The sequence below is a fragment of the Rahnella sp. PD4 genome (genome assembly GCF_049199325.1).
Taxonomy (GTDB): Bacteria; Pseudomonadota; Gammaproteobacteria; order Enterobacterales; family Enterobacteriaceae; genus Rahnella; species Rahnella perminowiae.
Genome location: NZ_JBLZQF010000003.1, coordinates 47,887 through 59,830 on the forward strand (window position 1 = coordinate 47,887; position 11,944 = coordinate 59,830).

The window sequence follows — 11,944 nt, forward strand, 5'->3', positions numbered from 1 at the left end:
TCAAGCTGCCTCTGCGTTGGCTGCCTTCATTCACTCCGGTCACTGACCTGTGTCAGTTCCCGGAGATTCATTCCGTTGCCGCCTTGATGCAACTCGAATGATTTTGGGTAAATAGTGATATTTGTTTTCCTAATACCATAACGCCCTACAGGAGCCATCATGCCAAACAGTCTGACCTATTGCGATCTTCCTGCGGAGATCCACCAATGGCCGGGACTTCCCCTTTCATTGAGCGGTGATGAAGTCATGCCGCTGGATTACCGGGCGGGACATACCGGATGGCTTCTGTATGGTAGAAAACTTGATAAAACCAGCATTACGCTGTTCCAGCGCCGGTTAGGCCGCGCTCTGGTGATTGTCAGCGCATGGTCAGTGGAAGGTTATCAGGTTGTGCGCCTCGCAGGCTCACTCACTGCCGACGCACAGTTTCTCGCCGAATCTTTTGAATTTGATGTCGCTCAGCTGGGGAAAGTGCCGTATCTGCGTGTGCCAGGCCTGCTGGTCATGGACATGGATTCTACCGCGATTGAAATTGAATGCATCGATGAAATTGCCAAACTGGCAGGCGTCGGTGAGCAGGTCGCGGAAGTCACCGAACGCGCGATGCGCGGCGAGCTGGATTTCTCCGCCAGTCTGCGTCAGCGCGTGGCGACATTGAAAGATGCGGATGCCAGTATTCTACAGCAGGTGCGTGAAACCCTGCCGCTGATGCCGGGTCTGACGGTGATGGTTCAGCGTTTACAGGAAGCGGGCTGGCACGTGGCGATTGCCTCCGGCGGCTTTACATATTATGCCGAATACCTGCGCGACCAGCTGAATCTGATCGACGTGGCCGCGAACGAACTGGAAATCCGTGACGGCAAACTGACAGGCCGTGTGATCGGGCCGATCGTTGACGCGCAATATAAAGCCGATACTCTGCTGAAACTGGCAGAAAAACTGGGTATTCCCCACGCGCAAACCGTGGCTATCGGTGATGGGGCGAATGACCTGAAAATGATGGCGGTTGCGGGCATGGGTATTGCTTATCACGCCAAACCGAAAGTTTATGAACAGGCTTCAGTCTGCATCCGACATGCCGATCTGCTTGGCGTGTTGTGTATTCTCAGCGGTAGCCAGTCTTAAATACCCGCCATACTTCAAGCCGCATCTGCGTTAGCTGCAATCACTCACCCGAATCACTGACGTATGTCAGCTCATCGGGATGAGTGCTCTGGCCGCCTTGATGCAACTCGAATTATTTAGGGTGTTCACTATTATTTTGAAGAGGTAAGTTGTGGCAAAAGCAGCAAAACGTGCATTTGTGTGTAATGAATGTGGCGCAGATTATCCGCGCTGGCAAGGGCAGTGCAGTGCCTGTCAGGCCTGGAACAGCATTACTGAAATCCGTTTGGCCGCTTCCCCTACGGTGGCGCGTAACGAACGTCTGACCGGTTATGCCGGGGATGCCGGGGTCAGCCGCGTGCAGAAACTTTCCGATATCAGCCTTGATGAACTTCCGCGTTTCAGCACCGGTTTCAAAGAGTTTGATCGCGTGCTGGGCGGCGGCGTGGTGCCCGGCAGTGCGATCCTGATTGGGGGTAACCCCGGTGCAGGTAAAAGTACGCTGCTGCTGCAAATTCTGTGTCATCTCAGCGAAAACATGAAAACCCTGTACGTCACCGGCGAAGAATCTTTGCAGCAGGTGGCGATGCGTGCGCATCGTCTGGGTTTACCGACAGCCAATATGAATATGTTGTCAGAAACCAGCATCGAACAGATTTGCGACATTGCCGATAAAGAACAGCCTAAACTCATGGTGATCGACTCCATTCAGGTGATGCACATGGCGGATATCCAGTCGTCACCGGGCACTGTTGCGCAGGTTCGTGAAACGGCGGCGTATCTGACCCGTTTCGCCAAAACGCGTGGCGTGGCGATCGTGATGGTGGGTCATGTGACCAAAGACGGTTCACTGGCCGGTCCGAAAGTGCTCGAGCACTGTATCGACTGTTCCGTGCTGCTCGATGGCGACGCCGATTCGCGTTTCCGTACGCTGCGCAGCCATAAAAACCGTTTTGGTGCCGTGAACGAACTCGGCGTGTTCGCCATGACCGAGCAGGGGCTGCGTGAAGTCAGCAACCCTTCAGCCATTTTCCTCAGCCGTGGCGATGAAATTACTTCCGGCAGTTCCGTGATGGTGCTGTGGGAAGGAACGCGTCCGCTGTTGGTTGAGGTTCAGGCGCTGGTCGATCATTCGATGATGGGCAATCCCCGTCGTGTGGCGGTCGGTCTTGAGCAGAACCGTCTGGCCATATTACTCGCGGTGCTGCACCGTCATGGCGGCTTACAGATGGCGGATCAGGATGTCTTTGTTAACGTGGTCGGTGGCGTGAAAGTCACCGAAACCAGTGCCGACCTGGCGCTGTTGCTGTCGCTGGTATCGAGCCTGCGTGACCGTCCGCTGCCGCAGGATTTGGTGGTGTTCGGTGAGGTCGGGCTGGCGGGGGAAATCCGTCCGGTGCCAAGCGGTCAGGAGCGTATAACTGAAGCGGCGAAACACGGTTTTAAACGCGCCATTGTGCCGTACGCTAACGTGCCGAAAAAAGTGCCCGCCGGTATGCAGGTATTTGGCGTCAAAAAACTGGCTGATGCGCTGGCGATCCTCGATGATTTGTAACGGTTAACCGCTGTCGCTGCTGAGGGCCTTTGTGCTATTTTTTGTTTAGTACAGAAAACCTGAGGACAAGGCATGTCACAGTTCGACTATCTAAAAACCGCGATAAAACAACAGGGACGCACGCTGCAACAGGTGGCCGAAGCCAGCGGGATGACCAAGGGTTATCTCAGCCAGTTGTTGAATGCAAAGATAAAAAGCCCCAGCGCCCAAAAACTGGAGGCATTGCACCGTTTCCTGGATCTTGAGTTTCCCCGTCGTGAGAAAAATATTGGCGTGGTGTTCGGTAAGTTTTATCCGCTGCACACCGGCCACATTTATCTGATCCAGCGCGCCTGTAGTCAGGTCGATGAGCTGCATATCATCATGGGTTATGACGAACCACGCGACCGCGAGCTGTTTGAGAACAGCTCAATGTCTCAGCAACCCACGGTCAGCGACCGCCTGCGCTGGTTATTGCAGACCTTCAAGTATCAGAAAAACATCCGCATTCATGCCTTTAACGAAGAGGGGATGGAGCCGTATCCGCACGGCTGGGATGTCTGGGGGCGTGGCATTAAAGAGTTTATGGATCAGAAAGGCATTGAACCGAACACTATTTATTCCAGCGAAGAAGCTGATGCGCCACAGTACCGGGAACATCTCGGTATTGAAACTGTGCTGATCGACCCGAAACGTTCGTTTATGAATATCAGTGGCCGTCAGATCCGTCAGGATCCGTTCCGTTACTGGGATTATATTCCGACTGAAGTTAAACCGTTTTTCGTACGCACGGTGGCGATTCTGGGCGGCGAATCCAGCGGGAAATCGACGCTGGTGAATAAATTAGCCAATATCTTCAACACGACCAGCGCGTGGGAATATGGCCGCGATTATGTATTCTCGCACCTCGGTGGCGATGAAATGGCGCTGCAATATTCCGATTATGACAAAATTGCACTCGGGCAGGCGCAGTACATTGATTTTGCAGTAAAATATGCCAATAAAGTGGCGTTTATTGATACCGACTTCCTGACCACCCAAGCCTTCTGTAAAAAATATGAAGGGCGTGAGCATCCGTTTGTGCAGGCGCTGATGGATGAATACCGGTTTGATCTGGTTATTTTGCTGGAAAACAATACACCGTGGGTTGCGGATGGTCTGCGTAGTCTGGGCAGTACGTCTGACCGGATGTCTTTTCAAAATCTGTTAATTGAAATGCTCAGGCAGAACCAGGTGGAATATGTTCACGTGGAATCATCAGATTATGATCAGCGTTTTCTCGAATGTGTGGAACTGGTGCAGAACATGCTGGCGGCGGACACCAGCCGGTTAAATGAACCCCCTGTACGCTGATCAAAAATCAGCAATCAGAGCTGCGGGCATACATATCGTTCACACGTGAACGAAAACACGTGAATGAAAAAGCCCCGTAATGAAAATGCGGGGCTTTGCATATAAGGCCACAGCGGACTTAGAAAGCGACGACCACTTTACCCTGCATATGGCCGTCGAGTACTTTGGCATGCGCGGCTTCGATGCTTTCCACGGTCAGGCCATGCAGGGTGTCGCTCAGGGTGGTCCGGACTTTCCCTTCGTCAACCAGCGCGGCGACGCGTTTGAGAATTTCGCCCTGTTCGGCAATATCCGGCGTGGTAAACATACTGCGGGTGTACATCAGCTCCCAGTGCAGGGCGGCACTTTTCAGCTTCAGTTTATTCATATCCAGCGGATGTTCGTTTTCAACGATGGTACAGATATGACCCATTGGCGCGATCAGATCAGCGATTGTCTCCCAATGGCCGTCGGTATCGTTCAGACACAGAATAAAATCTACCTGCCTGATGTCGTGTTTCGCCAGTTCACCTTTCAGATCTTTGTAATTTACGGTCAGATCGGCACCGCGATCCAGACACCATTTTGCTGATTCCGGGCGCGAAGCGGTGGCAATGACTTTCACGTTGCTGCGCAGTGACGCGAACGGGATCGCAAGCGAACCTACGCCACCGGCTCCGCCGATGATCAGCAGCGTTTTATCCGCAGATGCGTCCTGAATTTTCAGATGCTCGAACAACGCCTCCCAGGCGGTCAGTGTGGTCAGCGGCATGGCGGCGGCTTCAGCCCAGTTCAGGCTTTGCGGTTTGAGGGACACAATGCGTGAGTCGATGAGATGTTCAGCCGCGTTACTTCCGGAACGGGTGATATCTCCGGCGTACCAGACTTCATCGCCGGGTTTGAAATTTTTCACCGCGCTGCCCACGGATTTAACAATGCCGCTGGCATCCCAGCCCAGCACTTTCGGTGCATCCAGACCGCTTTTCTGCACACCTTTGTGTACTTTAGTATCGACCGGATTGACCGACACGGCTTTCACTTCCACCAGCAAGTCATAATCTTTCGCGACGGGTTGCGGTAATTCGACGGCGATGAAATGGGCCGGATCTTTCGGGTTCACTGCAATAGCGTTAATTGTCATGTTTTCTCTCTCCGTTAGGTATACGCAAAGTCTAGCCCGCATCCGTGAAGCTGATAAGATGGACAATAACTAACAAAGTGTTCGTCTTAGGTGAACAATCATGTTTAAGCAGTTACAGGATATGGCGCTGTTTGCGCTGGTGGCCGAATGCGGCAGTTTTACTCAGGCCGCCGGCCGGGCCGGTTTGCCCAAATCCAGCGTCAGTCAGCGTATCAGCCAGCTCGAGAAATCCGTCGGACTGCGCCTGCTTAACCGTACCACACGCCAGCTGAATCTGACGTTTGCCGGTGAACGTTACCTGATCCACTGTCAGGAAATGATGCAGGCCAGCGAAAGGGCGGAGCTGGCCATCCGCCGGTTACGCGATAATCCGAGCGGGCGGTTGCGGATCACCAGTCCGGCAGGGCTCGGGGCGACGTTACTGGCGCGCATGAACGTCGAGTTTCAGAAACGTTATCCGGATGTTTCGCTGGAGGTGTCGGTGTCCGATGCGATGGTCGATCTGGTGCAGGAAGGGTTTGATATCGCCTTGCGTACGGGTAAACCGCAGGATTCCTCGCTGATCGGCCGCGAACTGGGGCACAGCCCGCGTTACCTGCTGGCGTCGCCGGCGTATCTGGCACAGCAGCCATCCCTGGATTCGCCGCAGCAACTGGCGTCGCATCACTGCATCGCACACCGGGCGTGGTCTGAGTGGGTACTGCATCGCGGCGATACCTGGCACCGCTGGTTGCTGCCTTCGGCGCATACCACCGACAATCTGCTGTATGCGCGGGAGTGCGCGCTGGCAGGTGCAGGCATCACATTGCTGCCTGCATTTTTATGCCATGACGAAGTCGCGAAAGGCACGCTGGTGCGCGTGTTGCCGGAATGGGAAGCAGAAGGGAATGATTTGTATCTGGTTTATCCGGGACGAAAGCTGAATTCGCCGGCACTGGTCTGTTTTATTGAGTTTATGCTGGAAGAATATAGGTTTTCAGAAAGCTACAGCGAGGCGCTGACGGGATAGATTTGAGTGAATTGCCGCCATAAAAAAGGCCCGTTTCCGGGCCTGATATTCGGCTGAAGATGATTATTTGATCATCTTTTTGTACTTAATGCGCTTTGGTTCCAACGCATCGGCACCTAAAGTCCGTTTTTTGTATTCTTCGTATTCGGTGAAGTTACCTTCGAAGAACTCGACTTTGCCTTCATCCTGATAATCGAGGATGTGCGTCGCGATACGGTCGAGGAACCAGCGGTCATGGGAAATGACCATCGCGCAGCCCGGGAATTCCAGCAAGGCGTTTTCCAGTGCACGCAGGGTTTCGATGTCGAGGTCATTGGTCGGTTCATCGAGCAGCAACATGTTACCGCCAACCTGCAGCAGTTTTGCCAGATGCAAACGGCCACGTTCACCACCGGACAGTTCGCCAACACGTTTGCCCTGATCAACCCCTTTGAAGTTAAAGCGGCCCACGTAGGCGCGGCTTGGCATTTCAGTGGTGCCTATGCGCATGATGTCCTGACCACCGGAGACTTCTTCCCAGACGGTTTTGCTGTTATCCATTGAATCACGGAACTGATCCACAGACGCCAGTTTCACGGTATCGCCCAGCTCGATGGTGCCGCTGTTAGCGTCTTCCTGACCTGACATCATACGGAACAGCGTTGATTTACCGGCGCCGTTCGGGCCGATAATCCCGACGATCGCGCCTTTCGGTACGGAGAAGGACAGGTCGTCGATCAGAATGCGATCACCGTAAGACTTGCTCAGGTTTTTCACTTCGACAACTTTGTCGCCCAGGCGGGGACCCGGTGGAATGAACAGTTCGTTGGTTTCGTTACGTTTCTGGTATTCGGTGCTGTTCAGCTCCTCAAAGCGTGCCAGACGGGCCTTGCCTTTAGACTGACGGCCTTTCGCGCCCTGACGAACCCACTCCAGTTCCTTCTCGATAGATTTACGGCGTGCGGCTTCGGAAGAGGCTTCCTGCGCCAGACGTTCGTCTTTTTGTTCCAGCCAGGTGGAATAGTTGCCTTCCCACGGAATACCTTCACCGCGGTCAAGTTCGAGGATCCAGCCAGCCACATTATCAAGGAAGTAACGGTCGTGGGTAATTGCCACCACGGTACCTTCGAAGTCGTGCAGGAAGCGTTCCAGCCATGCCACGGATTCCGCATCCAGGTGGTTGGTCGGTTCGTCGAGCAGCAGCATGTCTGGTTTTTCGAGCAGCAGGCGGCAAAGTGCCACACGGCGGCGCTCACCACCGGACAGGTTAGCCACTTTCGCATCCCAGTCTGGCAGACGCAGCGCATCAGCAGCACGTTCCAGCTGGCTGTTGAGGTTGTGACCATCGTGTGCCTGGATGATCTCTTCCAGCTTACCCTGTTCAGCCGCCAGTTTATCGAAATCCGCTTCCGGCTCAGCGTACAGTGCATACACTTCATCGAGACGTTTTAACGCGCCAACGACTTCAGAAACAGCTTCTTCCACGGACTCACGCACGGTGTGTTCCATGTTCAGCTGAGGTTCCTGCGGCAGGTAACCGATTTTCAGATCAGGCTGCGGACGTGCTTCACCTTCGATGTCGGTATCGATACCGGCCATGATGCGCAGCAGGGTGGATTTACCCGAACCGTTCAGACCCAGAACACCGATTTTAGCGCCAGGGAAGAAACTCAGGGAGATGTTCTTAAGAATATGACGCTTCGGCGGAACAACTTTGCCGAGGCGATGCATGGAATATACGTATTGAGCCACGTTGTTTTGAGCCTCTTTCTCTGCGGGCCGCGCGCTGTCTGCGAAGGGCAGGCGCTGCGGCAAATTAAAGTCAGCCCCGCCTGACTGCGGCATGACTGATAAGGGTTCCGACTGCGAAGTTTAGCGTGTTTCAGCCGGGTTCCCAACCATCAGGTTCACAGTAAGGCAAGAATGTTGCCGGCGGGTAGCAGGTGGCGGAGAGATTAGCCAAACGGAATGTTGAATTCATCCGGTTCGCCTGACGGGCGCAGTGGCCGGTTGCGACCGACAAACATCCCGGTTGTCAGAATATCGGTGAGTTTAACAACATGATAAATGGCCTGTTTATTTTGCGTTTTTACTTTGCGCTTGATATTGCCTTTATGCGACGCCACCGTTTTTTGTTTGATATTCAGGTGCTGGGAAATATTTTCTGTGTTCAGCCCTGACATCCACATTTTCAGAATACTGGATTCAGTCCGGCTCAGGCTGACCGGTGTGAGATCCAACAATTGTTCCGCTTCTGCCGGGCGTGACAGCAGCAGGTTACGGGCAATCAGCTGATAAATGGTGGTTGTCCGGATGGATTTGGACAAAATAATGATGTTTTTACGGATCGGCACATAGCTCTGATAATTCAGGTTTTCTTTGGAAATGAAAACAAAGAACAGCGTACCGGGATGCGCGTCTATCATATCCCGCAGGGTGTGGCCTGACTGAGCATCAGACGTAAAGCAATCTTCATTCACAAAGATGATTTCAGGCGTCAGGGAATGGCATGTCGCGTGCAGTTCGTCGATATCCTTAAGCGAAAGAATGTCTTTCTGCTGTTGTCCGTTTAATTGCAATAACGAATGCAATGCCAGTTGCGTGTAATAGCATCTGTCTACAATCATCGATGACATTGTGTTCACCTGTTTGTTGGCTTCTGCTCGGCTGCAAAGCAGCCAGAGAGCTCGTTTTTTATAAAACTGGTCCTACAGCGATGGGGCATTCCTGTAAAAACTGCCGTAAAAATTGATGGTTGCCGGCAATATTCGTTTGCTGTGAAAAGGGATACCCTGGCGAGAGTAATAAGGCGGTAAAGGATTGATGTAAATCAGCAAAACGGGCATTGGGACGTTTTGTGAGATCTTTGAGACGAATTGAGCGCGGAAAATATTAAAGTTTCAGAATGATGACATTTTTTATCGTAAAACGCCGGGCTACAAAAGGTAACCCGGCATCCGGATAAATCATCAAGCTTTCTGGCGAATGAAGCGGTTAACCAGCCATTTCTCGATTTCGACAATCACGAAGATCATCGCGCCAACTACCAGCGTGATGCCCCAGAATTTCAGCGGCATCGGTACGGTGCCGAACAGCTGGTTCATGACCGGCAGATAAATCAGCGCCAGTTGCAGGAGCAGCAGGACAGCGGAAACTACCCACAAGCCTTTATTAACAAACACTTCACGCGTCAGCGGGAAACGATCCATCACGCGGCAGTTAAACATATACACCCACTGCGCGGTGACCAGTGTCTGCAGCAGTACGGTGCGGATCAAATCGCTGCTGTAACCGCGCGGTTGCATCCAGGCTTCCAGCACGAACGCACTGCAGGCAATCAGAATGCCCACGAAGGCAATACGCCAGACAGCATGCAGATCGAGTACGTGCTGACCCGGTGCGCGCGGGCGGCGGGTCATCATGCCTTTCTCGCCCGGCTCAAAGGCCAGACCGAAGGACAGCGTGGTCGATGTTGCCATGTTCATCCATAAGATCTGAACCGGCGTCAGCGGAATGACCGCACCGGCCAGAATCGCCAGGATAATCAGCAGCCCCTGCGCGAGGTTGGTCGGCAGGATAAACAGAATGGTTTTCTTCAGGTTGTCGTAAACGCGACGACCTTCTCTGACGGCGCTGGCGATGGTCGCGAAGTTATCATCGGTCAGTACCATATCAGCGGCTTCTTTGGTCACTTCGGTGCCTTTAATGCCCATGGCAATGCCGACGTCAGCCTGTTTCAGCGCGGGCGCATCGTTGACCCCGTCGCCGGTCATGCCAACGACTTCGCCGCTATCCTGTAATGCCTTGACCAGGCGTAATTTATGCTCAGGGCTGGTACGGGCGAAAATATCGTACTGGCGGGCGGCCACAGCCAGTTCAGCATCGTCCATATGTTCGAGCTGGTAACCGGTGATCGCGTCTGCGCTGTTGCCGATCCCCAGCATTTTGCCAATTGCCATCGCGGTTTCCTGGTGGTCACCGGTGATCATCTTCACGCGGATCCCGGCCTGCTGACACTGAGCAATCGCGTCAATCGCTTCAGGGCGCGGCGGATCCATCATGCCGGCGATACCGGCAAAAATCAGGCCCTGTTGCAAATGACTGTGGTTCAGGTCGCCGTCGATTTCCGGCTCATCTTTCAGTGCCGCAGCAACCATACGCAGGCCCTGGCGGGCGTAGCGCGCCATCTCTTCTTCCCAGTATTCGCGGCGGAAAGGCTGCACGCCGTTTTCGGTCAGTTCAAGCGAGGCTAAGGAGAACAGAACGTCCGGTGCGCCGGTCACAAACAACCGGGTTTTGCCATTGATACGTTGCAGGGTGGACATGTATTTATGTTTAGAATCGAACGGAATTTTATCCAGTGGTTCGACTTTACCGGTATTCAGGTTTGATTTAGCCGCCAGCACTTTCAGTGCGCCGGACGTCGGGCCGCCGGTTATGCCCCAGTGGCCTTTATCGTCCTGCAGTAATTGGCTGTCATTACATAAATCTACCGCGGTGATGAAAGTGTTAAGTACAGGTGTATTGATAACATCGATCTGCTTGCGGCTTTGCGTGTCAGTAATCCGGCCTTTAGGCTGATAGCTTTCGCCTTCTACCTGATAAGCGCGGTCTGCCAGAATGACGGCTTTCACGGTCATTTCATTCATGGTCAGCGTGCCGGTTTTATCCGAGCAAATTACTGTCATAGAACCGAGTGTTTCGACCGTTGGCAGCTTACGGATAATGGCGTGATTACGTGCCATCGTTTGCACACCGAGAGAAAGGATGATGGAAATGATGGCCGGTAAACCTTCCGGCACGGAGGCCACGGCCAGGCTAATCAGCGACAGCAACAGTTCGCCCAGCGGCATGTCACGCAGAATGAAGGCGAAAATAAACAGGAATGCCATCATCAGCAAAATCAGGGCGAAAATGCCTTTGCCCAGTTTGTCGATTTGCTGCAGCAGCGGGGTGCGCTGTGGCGTGATCGACGACATCATTTGGTTGATGTGACCCAGTTCTGTGTCTTTACCGGTGGCACAGACCACACCGGTCGCGGTACCGCCACTGATCATGGTGCCGGAGAACAACAGGTTATGGCGGTCGCCGATCATGACTTCATCGTCAATGACCTGTGCGTTTTTGACCACTACGGTGGATTCGCCCGTCAGAATGGCTTCTTCGACCTGCAGGTTATGCGCACTGATGATACGCAAGTCCGCCGGGATCTTGTCACCGGGGCGCAACTGTACGATATCGCCAGGCACCAGTTGATCAGCGTTGATGGTTTCTATCTGGCCGTCACGCATGACAACTGCCTGACTTGACAGCATATTCTGAATGCTTTTCAGGGATTTTTCAGCGCTGTTTTCCTGCAAAAAACCAATCAGCGCATTGATGACGGCCACGCCCAGAATGACCAGCGTATCGACCCAGTGCCCCATGGCACCTGTCACAATAGCCGCCGCAAGCAGGATATAAATCAGGACATCATTGAAGTGCGCCAGAAAACGCATCAGGGCGCTTTTAGCCGCTTTTTCCGGCAGGGCATTGGGGCCGTACTCTTTCAGGCGTTCGCTGGCATCATGCCGGGTCAGGCCATTCTCGCCGGTTCCCAGACGCTGCATGGCGTCGTTACCACTAATCTGATACCAGTTTGTGTTTTCCGTCGCGGCAGAAGAAGAAGGGCTGGCATTAGTTTTTACTGATGAAGTTGAGTGAGTCATTTACTTTTCCATAAGCGATGAGCTGAGCCGCTATTCATATTTCACTTTCATAAGAAGAAATAGCGAATATCAAAAAATCAATTTTACATAGGGTGCGATCATAATTAATTATCTCCGGATAAATTTGATCTGAGCCA

At 53.2% G+C, this 11,944-nt stretch carries 8 protein-coding genes; 4 read left to right on the top strand and 4 right to left on the bottom strand.

The window, feature by feature from the left end:
* Positions 1–159: 159 nt before the first annotated feature.
* The 3 genes from serB to nadR all read left to right on the top strand — a co-directional run bounded on the left by serB (position 160) and on the right by nadR (position 3,991).
* Complete coding sequence (serB, locus tag ACOZIO_RS09160; protein ID WP_129991293.1) at positions 160–1,125, top strand: phosphoserine phosphatase; 966 nt, start codon at positions 160–162, stop codon at positions 1,123–1,125.
* Positions 1,126–1,276: 151 nt separating this feature from the next.
* Complete coding sequence (radA, locus tag ACOZIO_RS09165; RefSeq protein WP_421595201.1) at positions 1,277–2,659, top strand: DNA repair protein RadA; 1,383 nt, start codon at positions 1,277–1,279, stop codon at positions 2,657–2,659.
* A gap of 72 nt (positions 2,660–2,731) precedes the next feature.
* Positions 2,732–3,991, top strand: coding sequence for a multifunctional transcriptional regulator/nicotinamide-nucleotide adenylyltransferase/ribosylnicotinamide kinase NadR (gene nadR / locus ACOZIO_RS09170; RefSeq protein WP_129953270.1), 1,260 nt, complete (start codon positions 2,732–2,734; stop codon positions 3,989–3,991).
* A 118-nt stretch (positions 3,992–4,109) separates the two neighbouring features.
* Here the strand turns inward: nadR and ACOZIO_RS09175 are convergent, their stop codons facing one another.
* Positions 4,110–5,111 (bottom strand): zinc-binding alcohol dehydrogenase family protein, encoded by a 1,002-nt coding sequence (locus ACOZIO_RS09175; RefSeq protein ID WP_129953269.1) that lies wholly within the window; start codon positions 5,109–5,111, stop codon positions 4,110–4,112.
* 100 nt (positions 5,112–5,211) lie between these two features.
* Here ACOZIO_RS09175 and ACOZIO_RS09180 point away from each other — a divergent pair, with 100 nt between their 5' ends.
* Positions 5,212–6,120, top strand: a complete 909-nt coding sequence (locus ACOZIO_RS09180; protein ID WP_129953268.1) for a LysR family transcriptional regulator — start codon at positions 5,212–5,214, stop codon at positions 6,118–6,120.
* Between the two features lie 63 nt (positions 6,121–6,183).
* Here ACOZIO_RS09180 and ettA read toward each other — a convergent pair whose 3' ends face one another.
* The 3 genes from ettA to ACOZIO_RS09195 form a co-directional block, all read right to left on the bottom strand.
* Positions 6,184–7,851 (bottom strand): energy-dependent translational throttle protein EttA, encoded by a 1,668-nt coding sequence (gene ettA, locus ACOZIO_RS09185; protein WP_129953267.1) that lies wholly within the window; start codon positions 7,849–7,851, stop codon positions 6,184–6,186.
* Positions 7,852–8,054: 203 nt separating this feature from the next.
* Positions 8,055–8,735 (bottom strand): transcriptional regulator RcsA, encoded by a 681-nt coding sequence (gene rcsA, locus ACOZIO_RS09190; protein WP_129953266.1) that lies wholly within the window; start codon positions 8,733–8,735, stop codon positions 8,055–8,057.
* A 333-nt stretch (positions 8,736–9,068) separates the two neighbouring features.
* Positions 9,069–11,807 carry a cation-transporting P-type ATPase gene (locus tag ACOZIO_RS09195; RefSeq protein ID WP_421595202.1) on the bottom strand — a complete coding sequence of 913 codons (2,739 nt, stop codon included), beginning with the start codon at positions 11,805–11,807 and terminating at the stop codon, positions 9,069–9,071.
* Positions 11,808–11,944: the final 137 nt, after the last annotated feature.

What these genes read in the sequence shown, in the direction of transcription:
- serB (WP_129991293.1), top strand. Translation starts at nt 160, where the DNA reads ATGCCAAACAGTCTGACCTATTGCGATCTTCCTGCGGAGATCCACCAA.
- nadR (WP_129953270.1), top strand. Translation starts at nt 2,732, where the DNA reads ATGTCACAGTTCGACTATCTAAAAACCGCGATAAAACAACAGGGACGC.
- ACOZIO_RS09175 (WP_129953269.1), bottom strand. Translation starts at nt 5,111, where the DNA reads ATGACAATTAACGCTATTGCAGTGAACCCGAAAGATCCGGCCCATTTC.
- ACOZIO_RS09180 (WP_129953268.1), top strand. Translation starts at nt 5,212, where the DNA reads ATGTTTAAGCAGTTACAGGATATGGCGCTGTTTGCGCTGGTGGCCGAA.
- rcsA (WP_129953266.1), bottom strand. Translation starts at nt 8,735, where the DNA reads ATGTCATCGATGATTGTAGACAGATGCTATTACACGCAACTGGCATTG.
- ACOZIO_RS09195 (WP_421595202.1), bottom strand. Translation starts at nt 11,807, where the DNA reads ATGACTCACTCAACTTCATCAGTAAAAACTAATGCCAGCCCTTCTTCT.